The sequence below is a fragment of the Scytonema sp. HK-05 genome (genome assembly GCF_963872035.1).
Classification (GTDB): Bacteria; Cyanobacteriota; Cyanobacteriia; order Cyanobacteriales; family Nostocaceae; genus Kalymmatonema.
In genome coordinates, this window is record NZ_CAWMYC010000079.1 from 101652 (window position 1) to 119604 (window position 17953).

Consider the following 17953-nt stretch of genomic DNA (forward strand, 5'->3'; position numbering starts at 1 on the left):
TCTCATTACCTCCCTCTGTTCCTCCTCTTTTTCCTTGTCCCCTAGCCCGACTTGCAAAAAATATGGAAGTTAAATCAGCAGTTGGTTAACATTTCTTTATGATGAGAAAAATGCCAAAACAGTATGTAACTTAATTCACCAATGCTTACTCGTATTAAAGACTTAGCAACAAAACTGGCACCCCGCTTAATTGAAATTCGCCGTCATATCCACTCTCACCCAGAACTCAGTGGTGAAGAATACCAAACATCTGCCTTTGTTTCTGGTGTTTTATCTTCTAGTGGTCTTCACGTACAAGAGGGAGTGGGTAAAACCGGGGTCATCGGAGAACTACAAGGTACTGGCAAAGATGAGCGTTTATTGGCAATTCGTACCGATATGGATGCGTTGCCAATTATAGAACGCACTTGTTTAGAGTTTGCCTCTCGCTCACAAGGTATCATGCATGCCTGTGGTCATGATGTCCATACCACAGTTGGTTTGGGAACGGCAATGGTTCTGTCTCAGATGGCAGAGGAGTTACCTGGTCGGGTGCGGTTTTTATTTCAAGCAGCAGAGGAAATTGCTCAAGGCGCTTCTTGGATGGTGAACGATGGGGCCATGGACGAGGTTTCAAATATACTGAGTCTTCATGTATTCCCCTCTATACCCGCAGGTTCGATTGGTGTGCGTTACGGCGCTTTGACGGCGGCGGCTGATGATTTAGAGATTATCATTATCGGGGAATCAGGACATGGCGCTCGTCCTCATGAGGCGGTAGATGCTATCTGGATTGCTTCGCAAGTCATAACTACACTGCAACAAGCGATTAGCCGGACACAAAATCCTTTACGTCCAGTAGTATTGAGCATCGGGAAAATTGAGGGTGGTAGAGCGCCCAATGTGATTGCTGATAAAGTGCAGTTGTTGGGAACTGTGCGTTCTCTGCATCCGGAAACCCGTGCCAATTTACCAAATTGGATTGAAAAAATCGTCGCTAACGTCTGCTATTCTTACGGCGCAAAATATCAGGTGAATTATCGCCAGGGTGTCCCTAGCGTGCAAAACGATTATTTCCTAACGCAGTTGTTGCAGTCAGCAGCAGAGGAAGCATGGGGTAGCGATCGCGTCCAAGTGTTACCCGAACCCTCCCTTGGTGCTGAAGATTTTTCTGTTTATTTAGAAAAAGCTCCCGGTTCGATGTTTCGCTTGGGTGTAGGTTTCAGAGATAGAATCCTGAATTACCCGTTACACCATCCCCTGTTTGAAGTTGATGAATCTGCGATTATCACTGGGGTTGTCACTATGGCGTATACGGTTTATAAATACTGGCATCAGAATTGTTAAACGAAAACACTCAAATAAATACAACAAAACTCCCATCACTTGGTGCTGGGAGTAGCTATTAGAGCGAGAGTGATCACCAGACGCAAATTTTTGCGTCTAGTGATTCCTACCAACTACTTAGAGCTAACAACGCCCTGTTTTTGTTGAATCTGGGTCTTAGCAGCTTTGAATTCTGTAGCAAGTTGCTCGCTTTGCTCGGTGCTCAAGTTGTTGCGAATAGCAGCGAACATTGTGCTTTCTTCTTGACGAATGTGGTCGCCAACAGCATCCATGAGCTGTTTAATTTTACCTTTGAATTGATCCATGTTAGAGGGGTTGATAGCCTTAATTTCCTCCAACATCCGCTTCATTTCAGCTTGCTCGTCATACAGTTCTTGAGTATCGTTCTGACCGTAGAAAGGACGTACTCTGGGGTAGACGACTTGCTCTTCAGCTTCAGCGTGAGCACTCAGATCCTTGTAGATTTGACCGAAGTACTCTTGAATCTTTTGTGGATCTTGGCTTGCCAACAGTTCGGTGAACAGGGTATTTACCTTGTTGTGATCCAAGCGGATTACATCCTGGATGTTGAGATCCTTCTTGTCAGTGGTTTGGGTAACAGCGCTACCTACCACGCCACTTACTGCAGCCATAGCGTCTTGAACGCGTGCCCAAATACCTTGATCCGCTTCTTGTCCGGTCAGTTCGCGAACACCCAAAATTTCCAGAACGCCTTTGAGTTGCTCTTGGTGAGCGCGGTTCTCAAAGTTGATGGTGTTGAGAGGTCCAATTGCCAGCAACACGTCAGCACCAACTTTTTGTGCTGCTTTGTGAATTGTCAAGCCGGTCATGACTTGCTGGTGCTTCAGCAATTCATGTTGAAATACTTTTTCGTACACGCTCAGCTCAGAGCTTTGCTGCAATTCACGAACCTTTTGAATCAATTGTGTAACGGTTTTTTCTGGCTCCGCTTGGATGCCATACTGACCGATTACAGTTTCCAGAACACCCAGATTTTTTCTGTCATCTTCGAGAAAGTCCCGGAGGCGCTGAGCGATTTCTTGGTCGTTGACTTGTCTGATCAACTGTTCTTCATTTTCGATAAGCAAGTTTTGAATCGCTTTCATATCTGCCAGCTTAATGGCAATAGCAGAACGCTTGGTATCGTCTAATGTTGTAACCATTTTCTGGTTCCCCTCTGGAAGTTTTTCGTGTTCATTTCTACTCTCAAATTTGCACAAGAATCAAGTCGGTTCCATCTTTCTTTTGACCGATAGGCTGCAAAACTTCGGGTAGAAAAATGAGATGAAACTTCAAAAATATTTATATATACTTTTAGGTAGATAGGGGATGTACCTATGCTCCATCGCCAGATAGATAAATTTCTTATGCCAATTTTCTAGATTGACGCAAGGATGGTTAAATAGGAGATAAAGTCATAATGCCCGATAATCAGGGGCTGGGAGAGCAGGCACTCAATAAGGCCGCAGAAATAGGAATATCTAGCCAGTTAGATGAAGTAGAAAATTTGGATGTAGATGTCAAAACAGACCCACTGAAACTGCTTGGGGGAGAGGTTGATTCAGTCAAAATTGAAGGCGAAGGATTGGTCATGCAAAAAGACCTCCGGGTAGAGGAGTTGGAAATGCAAATGGGTAACGTCGCCATCAATCCCCTGAGTGTAGCTTTTGGTAAAATTGAACTCACCAAGCCAACTAAAGGCAGTACGCGGGTTGTTTTGACGCAAGACGATATCAACCGTGCCTTCAATTCAGAGTATGTCGGTTCACAACTGCAAAGCCAGAAAATTCACGTTAACGGGCAATTAGTGACGATTGTTCCTCAACAGGTAGATTTTCGTTTACCTGGTAATAGTAAAGTTGCAATAAGCGCCTCGATTCTATTAAGAGAAACTAATGAAACTCACCAAGTCGCTTTTTCCGCAGTACCCAAAGTGGGTGCTAACGGACAAACAGTTTCTCTAGAAAATGTTGAGTATGGTGACACAAACGAAATATCGCCAGATTTGACAAAAGCTTTGATAGATGCAACGAGCGAAATTTTGAATCTCAGTAACTTTGATTTAGAAGGAATGAGCCTACGAGTTAAGCAACTCCAAATAGAAACAGGTAAACTGATAATGCAAGCTGAAGCTTACGTGGAGCAAATTCCCTCCGCATAAAATCAGAATACAAAAGAATACTAAAAATTATGGAAACTACAGAGAGAGCTTCGACACCGTTCCCAAATCTGCCACCAGTTATTGAAAGTGACGATAGAGAGTATAACGACACTGGTGTACCTAGCACAGTTGCGATCGCAGGGCATCCCTTGCACCCCCTGAGTGTCATCTTTCCCATAGCCTTTTTAGCCGCTGCCTTGGGGAGCGACTTCGGCTACTGGTTAACTCGCGATTTCTTTTGGGCAAGGGCTTCGCTGTGGTTAATTGGACTCGGATTGGTTGCAGGCGTGGTAGCAGCCCTAATTGGCATGAGCGACTTTTTGCAAATTGAACGAGTCCGCAAGCGCAAGGCAGGCTGGGCGCACATGATTCTTAACGTGAGTATCCTAGTTTTGACACTTGTCAACTTCATCTTGCGTCTGGGAGATCCTGCATCAGCAATATTACCTTGGGGACTTATAATCTCACTCATTGTTGGTACCCTGACGAGTGCTTCTGGCTGGTTCGGTGCCGAACTATCCTATCGCCATAAAATTGGTGTCGTAGGTGCTGGTAGCAGAAGATACCCCTAACTAGAAGAAGCAGAGGAGAAAGGAGTAGGGAGAGGGGGAGAGGAATTTTCCGCCTTGCACCCTGCATCCTGCTTCTTCTTTGACGATATTTTAGATTTCGCATGCAACACAAAAAGCTTTGGTGCAAGGGCTAAAATCTTCTTTAGTCCCTAGTTCCTAAAAAATGCTATCAAAACAAACTCAAAGCTTTTATATTATCCCCTCCTTGCTCATCGTTATAGCGATGGGCTTTTTCTTTAAGTACTACACTGGTTTTGCCCATAAGTGGTTTAATGATTACGGAGCCGCAGTCTTTTACGAAATATTTTGGTGCTTGCTGGCATTTGTCTTTTTTAGGAGTCGGGCAGCAGTGAGGCAAATTCCTCTCTGGGTATTTATCATCACCTGCATACTGGAATTCATGCAATTATGGCATCCACCTTTATTAGAGCAGTTTCGCGCTACGTTGATAGGTAAATGGTTAATTGGAACCACCTTTGCTTGGTGGGATTTTCCTCATTACGTGTTGGGTTGTGTTTTGGGTTGGTTGTGGTTACGACAATTGCAAGCACAAGGTTATGCAAAAAAAAGTTAAAGTGAAACCGAATTCAAAAGTTCAAAAGATTGAGGAACAAGCTGACGGCAGTCTTAGCGTGCATTTAAAATCCCCCCCTGTAGATGGTAAGGCTAATGAAGAGTTAATTAAACTACTAGCTGAAAAATTTGATGTGCCAAAATCCCATATCACAATTAAGTCAGGTTTATCTTCTCGGCAAAAGCTGGTTGAAATTGACACAGATTAAGCAATTCAAAATATGCCCTACGGGCACGCACTTTACAAAATTAGACTTCACTTAAAAATAAATAAGGGGACAAGGGAAGAAGGATTTTTATTTTTCGGTGGTAACTTTATTCATAATTATATTTCTGGCAAAAATCCGGTTTCGGGCTATTTGGAACCGCAGATGCACAAAGCATTGGACGCAGATAAACATAGATAATTTATCTGTGTCCATTTGTAGTTTGATATTCCAAAAATTGACTTTCGCATGCAATAGGTGGATTGAAAAACCCGCCCTAGAGGAGGACGGGAGAGACGCCAGCTATACATGGAATTAATTGTTTTGAAAGCAAAATTACCAAGGCTTCAATTCTTCCGTAATACTGATATACCTGGGTTCTGCTTTCACTCGCTCTATCCAAGCTTGGATAGCAGGAAAGTGTGCCAAATCAAATCCCCCTTCATCAGCTACATGAGTGTAAGCAAATAAGCTAATATCAGCAATCGTATAACGCTCTCCTACGAAAAAAGTACGCTTTGATAAATGTTTTTCCATCACCCTAAGAGCTGCGTAACCAGGTTCACGTTTTTGCTCTATGGCTTCATGGTATTGCTGAGCTTTACCTAGAATAGAAATCCAAAATCTCGATGTAGCAATATAAGGCTCATGGCTGTACTGTTCAAAGAATAGCCATTGCAGAACTTGGGCTCGTAAAAAACGGTCATAAGGTAAAAATTCTGTCCCTTCACTCAGATACACCATGATCGCATTTGATTCTGCTAAATATTTCCCTGGTTCTACTTCCAAAACCGGAATTCTTCCGTTTGGATTTTTACTTAAAAATTCTGGCGTTCGAGATTCAGCTTTAGTGATATTAACCTCTACCCTTTCAAAAGGCATACCCATTTGTGTCAATAAAAGACGAATCTTGTAGCCATTGCCTGAGGGTAAAAAATCATACAAACGCAGGATTTCCATGCCAAAAAAAATAGGGATGAAATGGTTGATTAATCATGCAGTAAAAATACAGCATCTCATCGAAAAAGACAAATGGATATGATAAAATCAGTAGATATATAGCATTTTAGTACGATACAGAATTCTCTGAAAGATAAAAATTAAAAGTAATATTTGTTGCAGTATTTGGGTGTTTAATTTTAATTGGTGGTCGAGGAAAAAATATGTGTGGAAGATTTACTTTGAGCCAAACAGCAGAAGCTATATACCAAACCTTCCATGTAAACAAAATTCCCGACCTAGAGCCGCAATATAACATTGCTCCCACGCAAATGGTGGCGGCAGTCTTGTACAACCCAGAAAGCAAGCAGCGTGAATTTCAAAAGTTACGCTGGGGGTTGATTCCCTCTTGGGCTAAAGACCTAGGAATGGGAGCAAAGCTGATCAACGCTAGGGCAGAAACAGCGGCAGAAAAACCAGCTTTTCGCTCTGCATTCAAGCACCGTCGCTGTTTGGTGGTGGCAGATGGATTTTACGAGTGGCAGACAAAAGAAGGCAAGAAACAACCATATTATTTTCATCTGCAAGAAGGAAAAACTTTTGGCTTTGCAGGCTTGTGGGAGCAATGGCGATTGCCTCCGGCACGCGAAGCGCGATCGCCTCAAGGAGAGGAAATCACCTCATGTACAATTTTGACTACGAAGTGCAACGAATTACTGCAACCGATCCACGAACGTATGCCAGTGATTCTTCAACCGCAGGATTATGATTTGTGGTTAGATCCCCAAGTGCAAACACCTGAACCACTACAGCAGCTATTGCACCCGTACCCATCAGAGGCGATGATGGCTTACCCAGTCAGTACACTGGTCAACAGCCCGCATCACAATAGTCCAGATTGTATTAAGCCTTTGTAACTCGCAATGAGCTACCAATCAGTTACATTAGCTTGTAGTGAGCGCAAAGAGCGCTTGCGATGAACCGAGTCCGCAGTCATGATTGTGGCAAACCTATCACATAAGCCGCTCCGAAAAACCTATACAGAACTAGTCAAATATAGACAAAGCTGTACAAAGTCGGAGCGTGCAGTCTAAGCCATTTATGGCTACGTTCGATTGGTCATGACACCTACAAGTCAACGCCAGCTTGTAGCTCTGTCGAAGGCAGTTAAGTAATCAGTAAACTGGTTTATAGCTGTAGTGCTGTCTTCCTAACAAGCCATTTGAACATTGACGAGGCAAACGTTACCCGCAAGGGGTTGGCAGAATATGCCATTGATACACATCTATACAAAATGATGATTTTTGTATAGATGTGTACAGAAATCGAGTTACAATTACTAACCCTTATGTCAAGAAGCCAGAAAAACAATAACTTTATTGACAAAACCTTTACGGTCATGGCAGATATGATCCTCAAGGTTTTGCCAACCAATAAACAAGCCAAAGAAGCTTTTGCCTACTACCGAGATGGTATGTCAGCGCAGGCAGACGGAGAATACGCCGAAGCTTTGGAAAACTACACAGAAGCCCTAACACTAGAGGAAGATCCCAACGATCGCAGCTATATCCTGTACAATATGGGGCTCATTTATGCTAGCAACGCCGAATACGAAAAGGCACTAGAGTTATATCACCAGGCTCTTGAGTGCAACCCGCGCCTAATCCAAGCCTTGAACAACATCGCGGTCATTTTGCACTATCAGGGAGAAAAAGCCAAGGAAGCAGGAGACGACGACTTGGGAGAAGCACTGTTCGACAAAGCCGCCGATTATTGGATTACAGCTATTCGCATGGCTCCCAACAACTACATCGAAGCCCAAAACTGGCTGAAAACTACTGGGCGTTCTCAAATTGACATATTGTTGTAGTCGTTAGTCATTTGTGAGCCAGCGCAGCATGCGGAGTGTTTCCAACTGTCACGGCGACTGGCATACCTCCACGCATGAGGTCGCACGCACTCGCGTTTGCGAACGCCAGTTGCCTAGGTCGGGAAACCCTCATTCGGCACTTCGTGCCACGCTACGCGAACAGCACTGGACTCACTAATGACTAATGACTAATGACTAATGACCAAGGACTAACCATGATAGACAGTGAACAAGTTCGCAAAGTAGCTCATCTCGCCCGTTTAGAGTTAACACCCGAAGAAGAAGAGAAATTCACAACTCAGTTAGCAAGTATTCTTGACTATTTTGAACAACTGAGTGAATTGGATGTCAATAATGTGCCACCGACAGCACGGGCAATTGATGTGAGCAATGTCACACGCGCAGATGAGCTGCAACCTTATCCCAACCGCGAAGACATTCTCCAGAGTGCCCCTCAACAAGAAGGCGACTTTTTCAAAGTGCCTAAAATCCTAAACGAAGAATAGTCATTAGTCCTTTGTGAGTCAGCGCAGCATGCGGAGTGTTTCCAACTGTCACGGCAACTGGCGTTGGCGCAGCCTCTGCGGAGGAGATACCCGAAGGGTCCTTTGTCCGTATGCAAATAGCCAATGACGAAGGACTAATGACTAATGACTAATGATCAAGGAGTACGTCCTAAACACTAAATTCCTGGGATACTCTGAACAAAGCTAAACTTCGCGATTTATATTTTTGACCTTTTTCTTCAAAGATTGAATATACTCTCGTAGCACTTCACTTCTATTCAAATCAACCGTTTGACAATATGCATCTAACGTTTTTAATTCGTCCGCCGTAACTCGAATTTCTATTCTTTCCGTTTGTTTAGCCATTGACTTACCGTACAATTGTCCGTACAATAATTTAGAACAAAAGGACAAAACCAGCAATGTACGCCATCAAAGTAGAGCTAAAACTAAATAACAAAGAGCGAACTTTGATGCGAAAGCATTCTGGCTATGCACGTTTTGTCTACAACTACGGCTTGGCGTTAACACAGAATTTATACGCTTTTGGGGTAAAAGCAAGTATTGCTAAACAGATAAACGAAATAAAAAAAGTCTTCACCGGATACACAAAAAAACAACCTGAAAATCAGTGGATGAACAAACTTTCATCCAAAGTGTATCAACAGGCTTTTATGGACTTAGGGCAAGCGTATCAAAGATGGTCTAAAGGGCTGTCTGCGAGACCTGTTTATAAGTCCAAAAAGGACGGCGATTCGTTTACTGTTTACGACGGCAATGGGAAAACCTTAACTTTCGCTGGCAACAAAATAAAAATCCCGACTTTAGGGACTTTTCGCCTGAAGGAAGCTTTACCTTGCCGTTATGTGAGCCAAACTTTTACTATTAGTCGCCAAGCCAATAAATGGTACGTGTCTTTTGCAGTAGAAGCTGATAGAATTCCACCAACTTATCACCCAGAAGAATCGGTGGGAATTGACTTAGGCGTGAAATGCTTTGCTACTTTGTCAGACGGCTCTCAGGTTGAAGCCCCCAAGCCTTACAAAAAAGCGAAAACCAAACTATCTAAGGCGCAGTGGCGGAACCGAAAGAAGCAGTTTGGTAACCGTCGTCAAGGGGTAAAGCAGTCAAATAGAGCGCATATGTTTTTTGACTCTCTTGCCAAAAAACACGCACGAATAGCTAATCAGCGTCAAGACTTTCTGCATAAGACAACAACAGGTATAAGTCGTAAGTTTTACCGTATTCGGATAGAAGATCTTAATGTCTCAGGAATGCTAGCCAATAGGAAGCTGTCAGCAGCAATTTCTGATCTAGGATTTTACGAATTCCGTCGTCAACTAATTTACAAGGCTGAGTTTTTTGGAACTAAGGTAGAGGTAGTTGATAGATGGTATCCATCGTCAAAATTGTGCTCAATCTGCGGGAACAAACACGACAATCTAAAACTTTCTGAGCGGATTTACCAGTGTCAGAATAAGTCGTGTTTAGCTCACACAATAACGATAGATAGGGACTTGAACGCTGCTTATAACCTGCTGAATGCACCAATGGATCGTGTACGGCTGGCTCAACCGGAAATCACGCTCGCAGACAAGAAGTAGCCGACTACCTTGGTTGAAGCGAGAAATAAACAGCAATGTGAGCGCATTGTATAAGTTTTATGGAGCAGTTATTTATGGGTTTGGGAATCCTCAAGGATGGCAAGTGGATATCTGAACGCGATCAAGAAGACTCAGAAGGTAAATTTATCCGTCCTTCAACGACTTTCCGCAACCAAATTACAGCTGATGGTTCTAGCGGGTTTAAAGCTGAAGCGGGACGCTATCACTTATACATTTCTTGGGCGTGTCCTTGGGCAAACCGCACCGCAATTCTGCGCCAGTTGAAAGGGCTGCAAGATGTCATCGGTATGTCGGTGGTAGCGGCAGAAATTCATGAAAACAGTTGGGAATTTTCTGATGAACCAGGATCTATTCCCGATACAGTCAACTCAACTCAGTATCTCTGGCAAGTTTATCTCAAAGCTGACCCCAACTACAGTGGACGGGTGACAGTTCCGGTTTTGTGGGACACACAAACTAAGACAATTGTCAATAATGAATCCCGCGAAATCATCCGGATGTTGGATACAGAGTTTGATGCCTTCGCCAAACAAAATGTAAACTTTTATCCAAAAGATTTGCAAAAAGTTATTGACGAGACAATTGATGCGATTTACCAGCCGATAAATAACGGTGTGTATCGGGCAGGATTTGCTACGACTCAATCAGCTTATGATGAGGCGGTAACGGAACTATTTGACGCTCTTGACCACTGGGAGAAAGTGTTAGGAAAACAACGCTATCTCTGTGGTGAACAAATAACTGAGGCGGACTGGTGTATGTTTACGACCCTGTTTCGCTTTGATGCTGTTTACTATGTGCATTTCAAGTGCAACTTACGCCGGATCGTAGATTATCCCAATCTGTGGAACTATCTCAAAGACCTTTACCAACATCCGGGAGTCAAAGAAACTTGCAACCTTGACCACATCAAACGGCATTATTACAGGAGCCACCCTAAGGTTAACCCAACTCGCATTGTGCCGAAAGGTCCGATTATTGATTTTGATGCACCGCACAACCGCGAGCAACTGCCTGCTGGTGTGCAGGTTGGAAAATGAACCACAGATGCACACAGATGAACACAGATAGGAACAAAAATCTGTGTTCATCTGTGGTAAAATTTAGCCGCAAACTTGTTGCAAGGTGCTTGTGAAGTCTGGGTAAGAAACAGCTGCAGCTTCTGCACGATGGATGGTCGTTTTACCAGAAGCGTTGAGAGCAGCGATCGCGAAACTCATGGCAATACGATGGTCAGTATGGCTATCGACATCAGCCCCAACCAAGGAAGTTCCGCCAGTAATTTCCATACCATCGGGTAATTCTGTTACCTTTGCTCCCATTTTGTTGAGTTGCTGCGCCATGACAGCAATGCGATCGCTTTCTTTGACTCGCAACTCAGCCGCATCGCGAATAATTGTGGTTCCTTCAGCGAACACCGCCGCCACTGCCAAAATTGGAATTTCATCAATCAACCTGGGGATAATATCACCTGCTATCGTGCAACTTGTCAAACGACTCGAACGCACCCGTAAATCAGCAACCGGTTCCCCAGCAACCTCCCGCTGATTTTCCTGTTGGATGTCTGCTCCCATCATCGCGAGAGCTTCTAAAATCCCTGTGCGGCTGGGATTGACGCCAACATTTTCAATCACCAGCTCAGAATCTGGTACAATAGCCCCAGCCACTAACCAAAAAGCGGCTGAACTGATATCCCCTGGAACAATCACTGTTTGCCCGTAAAGTTGAGTCGGTCCAGTGATGGTGACGCTGTTGGTTTCGGGGTCAGTGACTAAGTCTGCCCCAAATGCCCGTAGCATCCGTTCGCTGTGGTCGCGCGAAAGTGATGGTTCTGTGACGGTAGTTTTTCCCTCAGTCGCCAAACCTGCAAGCAGAATGCACGATTTGACTTGGGCGGAGGCGATGGGGGAATTGTAGTGAATTGGTTTGAGGGACTTTCCTTGAACTGCTAAGGGTGCAAGCGTATTGCCTTTGCGTCCCCAAATTTCTGCTCCCATCTGTTGTAATGGTTTGACAACACGGGACATAGGACGCGATCGCAAGGAACTATCACCCGTTACGGTAAAAAAGCGCCCTGCATGAGACGCCAACAGTCCCAGCATCAGACGTATTGTCGTCCCGGAGTTACCAGCGTTCAAGATATCAACTGGTTCTTGCAAATTCCCTAAACCAATGCCTTTAACACGCACTAATTCCGTATTTAGTTCCGAAATTTCTGCCCCCATCGCTTGGAAGCAGCTTGCTGTGCTACACGGGTCTTCTCCCAAGAGTAGCCCTTTAATTTGGGTTTCCCCTTCGGCTAAAGCACCCAACATTAAGGCTCTATGAGAGATAGATTTATCACCTGGAACACGGATGCGACCTTGTAGAGATTGAGAAGTAGATCGCTGAATGATTAAGTTTTGAGAAGCGTTTTCTCTAGTTTCTACAGTTATAACAGAAGCTGACATTAGGTGAAACTGGCGTTGACTGCGCTAGTATCCTATCGCTTTCCCTGTACCGCCAGCTGTACCAATATTTATCAATTTCTTCTTGTAATTCATTTCATGTCATTGGCTTTTTGCCTTTATCGCTGCCATGCTTACTCATCATCGCAAGCCCGTGTGCCTATCACTCATTTCCACAGACCTGCCCGTTAGGTCTGTTGTTGAAGCTGCTGCGACCCTTTATCAAAAAGACCACCAGAGATTTCACCTACTTTTGTCCACACCGCCTGTAAAAAATTGTGAAGCGGTAGACAATCCTCCTTCTACACACAAGATTTCCCAACACCAAGGTAACGTTCAACTCCCCAGTACTCCCCGGATATTGTGGCTCGAGATTTCCCCATACCGAGTGATCATGACCATGCAAGGCAATGATCAGTTGAGTTACCGTCACTATTGGGAAGAGGGTGTTTACGGTGTTAGTCGTTACTGGTTGCCTGCTGAGTCATTACAACCTTGCGAAGCTATTCGCTTACGAAATTTTACTCGCAGCCTGACACTCAACGGACACCTCTTACCAGAGCATTTGCGGGTGGAATACGAATTGTGTGCCGGAAAAGTCCAACTAGGTTCTTACATCCTTAGTTTAGAAGTAAAACACTGAAAGCAAGTCATGAACATCCTCCTTTGCGATCACTTTTGATTTGCAAAGGAGGATTTTTCTTCTATCATTAGGTAGATTCTGACAATATATGTAATGTCGCTCACACAAAAAATTTAACAACAAAGAACTAAGGCGTCATTCTGATTTCTGATTTCTGACTTCTGACTCCTTCTTCAACATTCTTTAACGAATGGGGAGTTTGAGGGGCTATAAGTCCCGCGCTGTACACTGCGTGTCAGCGTCGGGATACATGGACCCCTCATGCTAGTTATAGGGGTTCGATGCCCCTATAGCTAGCATTTAGAATATCGTGTTTGTATGTTAAAATGAGTGAGCGAAGATTAAACAAGTACTCATGAGCCTAGTTCTAAACTACACGTATCGCATATATCCAGATGCCACCCAGGAAGCAAAGCTTCTTGATTGGTTGGAAATATGTCGTGGGAGTTATAACTATGCTCTACGAGAGATTAAAGACTGGTGCAACTCACGCTCAGGTGCAGTAGACCGCTGCTCTATAGAATCAGAGTACATTATCGCTGCGGATACCCCATTTCCTGGATATTATCGGCAGCAGAACTCTCTACCTAAAGCAAAGAAAGAATATCCGAGGCTTGGGGAAGTTCCGTCGCAGGTACTACAAACTACCATCAGACGGCTCCATGATGCATGGGAGTTTTTTCAAAAACGAGGATTTGGTTTTCCTCGATTCAAAAAGTACGGACAACTCAAGTCAATCTTGTTTCCTCAGATAGCGCCCGATGCAATTACGGGGTGGCAAATAAAAATTCCTAAATTGGGATTAGTACGAATTAATTTGCACCGCGAGATCCCATCAGGTTTTATCGTCAAACAAGTACGTCTTGTTCGTAAAGCCGTCCGATGGGAAGCCGTTATCAGTATTGAGTCTGACGTAGAAATCCCCACTGTTCAACCACATGGTCGAGCAGTGGGGATTGACTTAGGACTAGAAAAATTCTTGGCAACTTCAGATAGAGAATTTATCAGAAGACCTAGGTTTTTTGTAGATAAGCATTCGTAAGCTGAAATTGCTCCAACACCGACTATCTAGAAAAGCCAAGCGGTCACGGAATTACGAAAAAGCTCGTTCTAAAGTTGCCAAGCACCAGAACAACATAGCTTCCGCACGCAAGGATTATCACTATAAAACGGCGCATCATCTCTGTTCCAGCAAGGATGTGGGGATGATATTTGCTGAGGATTTGAACTTGAAGGCAATGAGCAGGGGGATGCTGTGTAAGCACACTCTTGACGCTGCCTTTGGGCAGTTCCTGAATATCCTTAAATTTGTGTGCTGGAAGAAAGACGTATTCTTTGCCAAGGTCAACCCAAATGGTACATCCCAAACTTGCCCGATGTGCTTAGAGGAAACTGGGAAAAAGGACTTATCACAAAGAATACATTATTGCCAGTTCTGTGGATACAAGACAGACAGAGATCACGCTGCTGCTGAAGTAATACGCCAGCGTGGGATTGAACTTATTAGTACGCAGGGACTCTGCGGAATGGAAACAGCCTGTGCAGTCGGTCTGCCGGGGGCGAGGGAAACCTCGTCTAGGTCAGAGGCGAAACCTGACTCCCGTAAGGGAGGCAGAAAAACCAGGAATACTCAATTGTGAGATTGGGAAGCCCGCGCTGTACACTCCGTGTCAGCGTCGGGAGGATGTCACGCAGTAAAATAAGTTGGTTCGTTGCCAGGTTTCCACTTAATATTGCAACCAATACTTGGCTTTTGCTCGCCTGCAACTGGTTTATCCGCCAATACTGCATCAATAGCTGCGCGTAAATCTGCACCTGTGACAGGTTTGCCATTGCTGGGGCGGCTTTCATCCAATTGTCCTCGATAAACGAGTTGCTGCTTGGCATCAAATAGAAAGAAATCTGGTGTGCAAGCTGCTGTGTAAGCTTTCGCAGTTTCTTGGCTTTCGTCGTAGCAAAAGGGAAAGTTAAAATCAAGTTCTATCGCCATTGCCTTTAATAATTCAGGCGCATCATCTGGATAATTTTTGGCATCATTGGTGCTAATGGCAACTATCCCTAAACCCTTATTAATATAATCTTTGCCCAACTGCGCCAATTCTTCTTTTACATGCTTGACAAATGGGCAATGCCGACAAATAAACATCACAAGTAGAGCTTTCTTCTGGGCAAAGGTGGAAAGGGAAATCGTCTGTCCAGACACCACATCCGGTAAGTGAAAATCTGGTGCTTGAGTACCCAGTGACAACATCGTTGAAGCAGTTAAAGCCATACTAATTCTGAGTAATTAACGAAAATTGCGTGAATGGGGCTGATTTGGAAGTCGATACGAGGAAGAAGGCACCTTAGTTCGTAAAAGGAGCAATGGAATACTGAGAATTCCAAACATAATCACAAATCCAGTCATTACCCAAACGGTAAATCTACTGGGTTGATAGTTTCCTTGTTCAATTTGCCAAAAAACTTGGTTGTACCGCCAGGCTGCTAAAACTAAAGTAATAATACCAAAGATGACCAAAGAAATACCCAAATTTTCTGAAGTGAAAAACGGATGTGGCGCTGGTTCTTGTGGCTGTTGAGTCAGAGTAAAATTCAGCTGGCGTATAAATAGACCAAATCGAGCAATAGCAAATCCAAAGCCAATCAATGCTATGGATGTACGTAGCCAAGCCAGAAATGTCCGCTCGTTCGCTTGATGCTCCCTTTGACGGTCAATTTTGGGCATTTCGCTCATAAATACCAGATGTACTCCTGATTACCACAAGAGAACACTACCGTATTAAGTCACATACATACTCCATCTATTGGCTAGCTTTTACAAATGTATGATACGCAAAATAGCCTGACTTCGCTTAGATGTGCGGCGTCAGGCTGCTTATTGGGGAGGATGTCAAATTACCAAGATTAAGATGAGTTTCTACAGGCTTGTTAACAAACCAAAAATTCCATGTCCTGTAAACACTTCCAACGCAATCAGAGATACAAAACCAATCATTGCTAAACGACCGTTAATGAGTTCTGCGTAGGGAGTAAACCCAGTGCGATCGCCTTGAGCATCAACATACACCTTTGGCTCAATAGCAAAATTGTTCAGTTTGCCTGCTTCGTCAATAATCGAACCTCTTGCAGTCATGAATATTTTCCTTATGAAATGATTGCGGCTATGTAAAGAAGTGTAACAGGTATATTAAGGAATGTAAAGTAAATGAGCCAGGAGGCGATTGGGCTTTAGCCCACTGCCCTAAGCCCTGAGTCCTTACGGGCACGCTGCGCGAACGGGCAATCGCGTTTAGGACAAAGAGTGATTGCCCGGCAGTGCGATCCGCGCAATCGCAATCTTTGTCAGAGAAACAAAGAGCAAACAAATCCCTTGTAGCCTGCATCTGCTGGTGTAGTCCTGAAGAAGAGCAAAATTTCTCGCTTTGCTAGCGCCGATTTTGATTTCATGGTAAGATCTTCAGTCTTTTGACTTTGATTTTTTACTTTTAGCCACCAATGACAAAAACGGGTCAGGCAACCCAATTTCATTACGAGGCACGGCATAAGCCTAATCAGCTGATTTATGGAAATGGGCAAACAGCAGTAATTACGGGATGGACTCTCAAGCAGGCGATCGCCAAACATCTGCATCCTCAGGAGTATGCAGTCATTGGACAACTGTACTCGCCCACACGGGGGATAAACTTACTGATTCGCAATTTGCTTTATAATCCCCACGTGCGCTACTTGGTTGTCCTCAACGCCACCAAGGAAGACAAGAACGCAGGTGGCTGCGGCTGCTTGCTGGACTTTTTCCGCAATGGTTTTGAAGAAGGTTTGTGCGAGACTGGGAGGCGTTGTTGGGTAATTGATTCTAAAATTCCTGGATATATTGATATTGATGTTAAAGCTAGTGCTTTAGAAAAGCTAAGACAATCTATAAAGTGGAAAGAAGCAAAATCAATTACTGAAGCTGTAAATCAAGTCAAGTCTTTTGCGTTAATAGAACCAGTAGAACCGTGGGGATCAGGCGACACATTTAATATGCCTACAGTCGTGCCAACTGTTTTACCAGGACCACGTTACGGACATCGAATTGAAGGCAAAACCATTGCGGAAACTTGGGTGAAGATAATTCATCGAATTAAGACAACGGGAACAATTCGACCAACCGCTTATGATGGGCAGTGGCAAGAATTGATTGATTTGATGGCAATTGTCACCTCAGAACCAGAAAATTTTGATTTTCCAGAACCGAACTATTTACCAATTGACCGTAGTTTTCTTCAAGAGTATGTTTCCCAAATTTTAGATGATGCACCCAAACAAGAAGGTGTCAAATATACATATGGTCAGAGATTGCGCTCCCATTTTGGGCGTGACCAAATTCAACTTTGTATTGACAAACTAGCGACTAATATTGATTCAGCTAGAGTAGTCATGTCTTTATGGGATGTTAGCAATGATTCTCATGACAGTCCACCTTGCTTGAACCATATTTGGATCAGAATAATTGATAATGAACTCTCTTTAACAGCGACTTTGCGCAGTAATGATATGTTTTCTGCATGGCCCGCAAATGCAATGGGATTGCGTGCTTTGCAACGGTATATTCGAGATGAAATATGCAGACGCTCAACCCACTCATTAAAAATGGGACCATTAATTACCATTAGTCAAAGCGCCCATATTTATGATGACTGCTGGGAAAATGCAGAAAAAGTTATTCAGTCCCAGTATGGAAAGATTTGTCAGCAGCGAGATTATGCAGATCCCACAGGCAGTTTTGTAATTGCTGTGCAGGAGGGCAAAATTCTTGTTGAACAAATGACTCCTGGTTCTGGAGAAGTTGTTAACTGCTATTCAGGTAAGTCTGCAAAACAACTGTATCAGCAAATAGCAGCAGATTGTCCGGGCTTGCAAGTAGAACATGCCATGTATTTGGGGACGGAGTTGCAAAAAGCAGAACTTGCTTTGTCAATGAAACAAGAGTTAATTTATGAGCAAGATAAACCAATACGCATCAGCAATACAGTGCGTTAGGCGTATAGGCTTGATGAGTTTTAGCTCTTACTCAACTGGCTGCACCGAAACGCATCATCTCAA

Annotated in this window: 21 protein-coding genes; 14 read left to right on the plus strand and 7 right to left on the minus strand. The window is 43.8% G+C overall.

Going from position 1 to position 17953, the window contains the following annotated elements:
• Window positions 1–141 precede the first annotated feature (141 nt).
• A complete protein-coding gene (locus AACT52_RS10895) occupies window positions 142–1326 on the plus strand; it encodes a M20 family metallopeptidase (protein WP_073630779.1) in 1185 nt (394 codons plus the stop codon).
• A gap of 113 nt (window positions 1327–1439) precedes the next feature.
• Here the strand turns inward: AACT52_RS10895 and AACT52_RS10900 are convergent, their stop codons facing one another.
• On the minus strand, window positions 1440–2489 hold the full coding sequence (locus tag AACT52_RS10900; RefSeq protein WP_073630781.1) for a hemerythrin domain-containing protein: 1050 nt from the start codon (window positions 2487–2489) through the stop codon (window positions 1440–1442).
• Window positions 2490–2746: 257 nt separating this feature from the next.
• On the opposite strand from AACT52_RS10900, the gene AACT52_RS10905 reads away from it, so the two are divergent.
• From AACT52_RS10905 to AACT52_RS10920, 4 genes are all read left to right on the plus strand, one after another.
• Complete coding sequence (locus AACT52_RS10905; protein WP_073630783.1) at window positions 2747–3487, plus strand: LmeA family phospholipid-binding protein; 741 nt, start codon at window positions 2747–2749, stop codon at window positions 3485–3487.
• Between the two features lie 29 nt (window positions 3488–3516).
• Window positions 3517–4059, plus strand: a complete 543-nt coding sequence (locus AACT52_RS10910) for a DUF2231 domain-containing protein (RefSeq protein ID WP_073630785.1) — start codon at window positions 3517–3519, stop codon at window positions 4057–4059.
• Between the two features lie 163 nt (window positions 4060–4222).
• Window positions 4223–4633: a ribosomal maturation YjgA family protein gene (locus AACT52_RS10915; RefSeq protein ID WP_073630787.1), complete on the plus strand. Its 411-nt coding sequence runs from the start codon at window positions 4223–4225 to the stop codon at window positions 4631–4633.
• Window positions 4617–4841 (plus strand): DUF167 domain-containing protein, encoded by a 225-nt coding sequence (locus AACT52_RS10920; protein ID WP_069349174.1) that lies wholly within the window; start codon window positions 4617–4619, stop codon window positions 4839–4841. The genes AACT52_RS10915 and AACT52_RS10920 overlap by 17 nt, the downstream gene beginning before the upstream one ends.
• A 333-nt stretch (window positions 4842–5174) precedes the next feature.
• On the opposite strand, the gene AACT52_RS10925 is transcribed toward AACT52_RS10920, so the two are convergent.
• Window positions 5175–5798, minus strand: a complete 624-nt coding sequence (locus AACT52_RS10925) for a glutathione S-transferase family protein (protein WP_073630791.1) — start codon at window positions 5796–5798, stop codon at window positions 5175–5177.
• Window positions 5799–6001: 203 nt separating this feature from the next.
• Between AACT52_RS10925 and AACT52_RS10930 the strand changes: the two genes are divergently transcribed.
• The 3 genes from AACT52_RS10930 to gatC all read left to right on the plus strand — a co-directional run bounded on the left by AACT52_RS10930 (window position 6002) and on the right by gatC (window position 8153).
• On the plus strand, window positions 6002–6694 hold the full coding sequence (locus AACT52_RS10930) for an SOS response-associated peptidase (RefSeq protein ID WP_073630793.1): 693 nt from the start codon (window positions 6002–6004) through the stop codon (window positions 6692–6694).
• Between the two features lie 431 nt (window positions 6695–7125).
• Complete coding sequence (locus tag AACT52_RS10935) at window positions 7126–7647, plus strand: photosystem I assembly protein Ycf3 (protein WP_073630795.1); 522 nt, start codon at window positions 7126–7128, stop codon at window positions 7645–7647.
• Between the two features lie 215 nt (window positions 7648–7862).
• Entirely contained in the window at window positions 7863–8153 is a 291-nt protein-coding gene (gatC, locus tag AACT52_RS10940) for an Asp-tRNA(Asn)/Glu-tRNA(Gln) amidotransferase subunit GatC (RefSeq protein WP_073630847.1), read from the plus strand.
• A 204-nt stretch (window positions 8154–8357) separates the two neighbouring features.
• Here gatC and AACT52_RS10945 read toward each other — a convergent pair whose 3' ends face one another.
• Complete coding sequence (locus tag AACT52_RS10945) at window positions 8358–8519, minus strand: ribbon-helix-helix protein, CopG family (RefSeq protein ID WP_083630250.1); 162 nt, start codon at window positions 8517–8519, stop codon at window positions 8358–8360.
• A 56-nt stretch (window positions 8520–8575) separates the two neighbouring features.
• Between AACT52_RS10945 and AACT52_RS10950 the strand changes: the two genes are divergently transcribed.
• Both AACT52_RS10950 and AACT52_RS10955 read left to right on the plus strand, forming a co-directional pair.
• Window positions 8576–9757, plus strand: a complete 1182-nt coding sequence (locus AACT52_RS10950; RefSeq protein WP_073630797.1) for an RNA-guided endonuclease InsQ/TnpB family protein — start codon at window positions 8576–8578, stop codon at window positions 9755–9757.
• Between the two features lie 74 nt (window positions 9758–9831).
• A complete protein-coding gene (locus AACT52_RS10955) occupies window positions 9832–10818 on the plus strand; it encodes a glutathione S-transferase family protein (protein ID WP_073630799.1) in 987 nt (328 codons plus the stop codon).
• A gap of 63 nt (window positions 10819–10881) precedes the next feature.
• On the opposite strand, the gene aroA is transcribed toward AACT52_RS10955, so the two are convergent.
• Window positions 10882–12228, minus strand: coding sequence for a 3-phosphoshikimate 1-carboxyvinyltransferase (gene aroA, locus AACT52_RS10960; RefSeq protein WP_073630801.1), 1347 nt, complete (start codon window positions 12226–12228; stop codon window positions 10882–10884).
• Window positions 12229–12355: 127 nt separating this feature from the next.
• Between aroA and AACT52_RS10965 the strand changes: the two genes are divergently transcribed.
• From AACT52_RS10965 to AACT52_RS10975, 3 genes are all read left to right on the plus strand, one after another.
• Complete coding sequence (locus AACT52_RS10965; RefSeq protein WP_073630803.1) at window positions 12356–12868, plus strand: hypothetical protein; 513 nt, start codon at window positions 12356–12358, stop codon at window positions 12866–12868.
• Window positions 12869–13223: 355 nt separating this feature from the next.
• Window positions 13224–13910: an RNA-guided endonuclease InsQ/TnpB family protein gene (locus AACT52_RS10970; RefSeq protein WP_198940901.1), complete on the plus strand. Its 687-nt coding sequence runs from the start codon at window positions 13224–13226 to the stop codon at window positions 13908–13910.
• 7 nt (window positions 13911–13917) lie between these two features.
• Window positions 13918–14508 carry an RNA-guided endonuclease InsQ/TnpB family protein gene (locus AACT52_RS10975; RefSeq protein ID WP_198940902.1) on the plus strand — a complete coding sequence of 197 codons (591 nt, stop codon included), beginning with the start codon at window positions 13918–13920 and terminating at the stop codon, window positions 14506–14508.
• Between the two features lie 47 nt (window positions 14509–14555).
• On the opposite strand, the gene AACT52_RS10980 is transcribed toward AACT52_RS10975, so the two are convergent.
• The 3 genes from AACT52_RS10980 to AACT52_RS10990 all read right to left on the minus strand — a co-directional run bounded on the left by AACT52_RS10980 (window position 14556) and on the right by AACT52_RS10990 (window position 16001).
• Entirely contained in the window at window positions 14556–15140 is a 585-nt protein-coding gene (locus tag AACT52_RS10980) for a thioredoxin family protein (protein WP_073630805.1), read from the minus strand.
• Between the two features lie 15 nt (window positions 15141–15155).
• Complete coding sequence (locus AACT52_RS10985; RefSeq protein ID WP_073630807.1) at window positions 15156–15602, minus strand: YidH family protein; 447 nt, start codon at window positions 15600–15602, stop codon at window positions 15156–15158.
• Between the two features lie 183 nt (window positions 15603–15785).
• Window positions 15786–16001, minus strand: coding sequence for a chlorophyll a/b-binding protein (locus AACT52_RS10990; protein ID WP_073630809.1), 216 nt, complete (start codon window positions 15999–16001; stop codon window positions 15786–15788).
• Window positions 16002–16363: 362 nt separating this feature from the next.
• Between AACT52_RS10990 and AACT52_RS10995 the strand changes: the two genes are divergently transcribed.
• Window positions 16364–17890 (plus strand): thymidylate synthase, encoded by a 1527-nt coding sequence (locus tag AACT52_RS10995; protein ID WP_073630811.1) that lies wholly within the window; start codon window positions 16364–16366, stop codon window positions 17888–17890.
• Window positions 17891–17953 lie beyond the last annotated feature (63 nt).

What these genes read in the sequence shown, in the direction of transcription:
- AACT52_RS10895 (WP_073630779.1), top strand. Translation starts at nt 142, where the DNA reads ATGCTTACTCGTATTAAAGACTTAGCAACAAAACTGGCACCCCGCTTA.
- AACT52_RS10900 (WP_073630781.1), bottom strand. Translation starts at nt 2,489, where the DNA reads ATGGTTACAACATTAGACGATACCAAGCGTTCTGCTATTGCCATTAAG.
- AACT52_RS10905 (WP_073630783.1), top strand. Translation starts at nt 2,747, where the DNA reads ATGCCCGATAATCAGGGGCTGGGAGAGCAGGCACTCAATAAGGCCGCA.
- AACT52_RS10910 (WP_073630785.1), top strand. Translation starts at nt 3,517, where the DNA reads ATGGAAACTACAGAGAGAGCTTCGACACCGTTCCCAAATCTGCCACCA.
- AACT52_RS10915 (WP_073630787.1), top strand. Translation starts at nt 4,223, where the DNA reads ATGCTATCAAAACAAACTCAAAGCTTTTATATTATCCCCTCCTTGCTC.
- AACT52_RS10920 (WP_069349174.1), top strand. Translation starts at nt 4,617, where the DNA reads ATGCAAAAAAAAGTTAAAGTGAAACCGAATTCAAAAGTTCAAAAGATT.
- AACT52_RS10925 (WP_073630791.1), bottom strand. Translation starts at nt 5,798, where the DNA reads ATGGAAATCCTGCGTTTGTATGATTTTTTACCCTCAGGCAATGGCTAC.
- AACT52_RS10930 (WP_073630793.1), top strand. Translation starts at nt 6,002, where the DNA reads ATGTGTGGAAGATTTACTTTGAGCCAAACAGCAGAAGCTATATACCAA.
- AACT52_RS10935 (WP_073630795.1), top strand. Translation starts at nt 7,126, where the DNA reads ATGTCAAGAAGCCAGAAAAACAATAACTTTATTGACAAAACCTTTACG.
- gatC (WP_073630847.1), top strand. Translation starts at nt 7,863, where the DNA reads ATGATAGACAGTGAACAAGTTCGCAAAGTAGCTCATCTCGCCCGTTTA.
- AACT52_RS10945 (WP_083630250.1), bottom strand. Translation starts at nt 8,519, where the DNA reads ATGGCTAAACAAACGGAAAGAATAGAAATTCGAGTTACGGCGGACGAA.
- AACT52_RS10950 (WP_073630797.1), top strand. Translation starts at nt 8,576, where the DNA reads ATGTACGCCATCAAAGTAGAGCTAAAACTAAATAACAAAGAGCGAACT.
- AACT52_RS10955 (WP_073630799.1), top strand. Translation starts at nt 9,832, where the DNA reads ATGGGTTTGGGAATCCTCAAGGATGGCAAGTGGATATCTGAACGCGAT.
- aroA (WP_073630801.1), bottom strand. Translation starts at nt 12,228, where the DNA reads ATGTCAGCTTCTGTTATAACTGTAGAAACTAGAGAAAACGCTTCTCAA.
- AACT52_RS10965 (WP_073630803.1), top strand. Translation starts at nt 12,356, where the DNA reads ATGCTTACTCATCATCGCAAGCCCGTGTGCCTATCACTCATTTCCACA.
- AACT52_RS10970 (WP_198940901.1), top strand. Translation starts at nt 13,224, where the DNA reads ATGAGCCTAGTTCTAAACTACACGTATCGCATATATCCAGATGCCACC.
- AACT52_RS10980 (WP_073630805.1), bottom strand. Translation starts at nt 15,140, where the DNA reads ATGGCTTTAACTGCTTCAACGATGTTGTCACTGGGTACTCAAGCACCA.
- AACT52_RS10985 (WP_073630807.1), bottom strand. Translation starts at nt 15,602, where the DNA reads ATGAGCGAAATGCCCAAAATTGACCGTCAAAGGGAGCATCAAGCGAAC.
- AACT52_RS10990 (WP_073630809.1), bottom strand. Translation starts at nt 16,001, where the DNA reads ATGACTGCAAGAGGTTCGATTATTGACGAAGCAGGCAAACTGAACAAT.
- AACT52_RS10995 (WP_073630811.1), top strand. Translation starts at nt 16,364, where the DNA reads ATGACAAAAACGGGTCAGGCAACCCAATTTCATTACGAGGCACGGCAT.